At 40.3% G+C, this 1,235-nt stretch carries 1 protein-coding gene and 1 pseudogene; both read left to right on the forward strand.

What is annotated here, in order from left to right; translation table 11 throughout:
* Positions 1-573 precede the first annotated feature (573 nt).
* The gene (locus tag F0249_RS19945; protein ID WP_171757638.1) at positions 574-834 is read left to right on the forward strand and encodes a hypothetical protein; all 261 of its coding nucleotides are present in this window, start codon (positions 574-576) and stop codon (positions 832-834) included.
* Between the two features lie 179 nt (positions 835-1,013).
* Positions 1,014-1,235: pseudogene (locus F0249_RS20160) on the forward strand (GNAT family N-acetyltransferase); the annotation flags it as partial.

Below are 1,235 nucleotides of genomic sequence, written 5' to 3' on the forward strand. Positions count from 1 at the left end.
ATCAAAATGACCATCGCACGTAGAAAGTTTGTCGGCTAATTAGCTGCAACGTCACGCAAGTCTCCTCGTTAGTAAGTTTGCTGGCTCAAGTTCATTTTGCGCGGCTTCTTTTATGTGGGAACTTCATTGAAAGTTGTGGCTTCAGCGCACTTTGCCGTCAGGTTTCTCGCTCGAATTCTTTGTCATTCTGGCTAATCGAATAACGCCAATTTCAACTCACTTCGCTTCTTAGCCAAGTGCGTTTTGTTGTCTATGATTAGGTTTCGAACTATCCATTTTACATCTGGGTTCAAAGCCAGTAGATTTGTAACCAATTCAGCACCTTGGCGCTAAACTTGGTTCTGTCGTGCGGGCAATATAACAAAGCATTTAAGAGGGATTCTCAACGCTTGCCATTTTTGTATCTACTTCAAATTTAGTGTTTACGGTACAATACTTTAGGTCGGGTGGAGGCGTTGTTCACCCCTTAATGCGGCGTTATGCGCTCGAAGATAAATGTTAGATCTATTCCCTAGAACTTATTCGTTAACTAATTGATAATGTGACGATATATTTCGATTAAAAGGTATAGGTATGGAATCGAAAGCAGAGCTGTTGGCTTTAATTTCTCAAGAATATAGTGATTATTGCGAAATCCCAGCAAGTGAAGTGCAGCACAAACGTGAAAAGAAGTTATTTATTAATGGTCTTATGACAGCATCGAGAGTCATAGGGGTTGGTTTTGAAGAACTTAATGAAATTGTTGGGGCTAATACCGAGTCCAAGTTTGAAAGTTTGGACGACAAGCTCGCTATTCCTACTTACATTCGAAATAACATTGAACTAGAGCGGTAGCAAGCTAATCAACAACGCGCATAACAAAGCATTTAAGACGGATTCCCAACGCATGGCGTTTCCGGCTTACTTCGGTTTAAGTGTTTATGTCACAATGGTTTAGGTCGGGTAATTGGCGTTGCTCACCACTTAATGCGGCGTTAGTTTGCTACAAAGAATCAAGGAGTTTCGCGTAAGAAATGAAAGTAAATATTAGACCTGCAAGAGAACATGAGCTGGAGTTTATCCATGCCTTGGTTATCTCAAATGACGAGTGGACTAAGTTTAATGGTCCATATTTTCTATATTCACACCCAGCCTTAGAACAGTTTAAACACTCTTCATTTCAGCGTCTTTTATCGGGTTTAGACTCACAATTGATTACAGTCGATGATATTCCAGTTGGAATGGTTAGTTGTTAC

The sequence above is a fragment of the Vibrio sp. 03-59-1 genome (genome assembly GCF_013114135.1).
Lineage (GTDB): Bacteria > Pseudomonadota > Gammaproteobacteria > Enterobacterales > Vibrionaceae > Vibrio > Vibrio cortegadensis.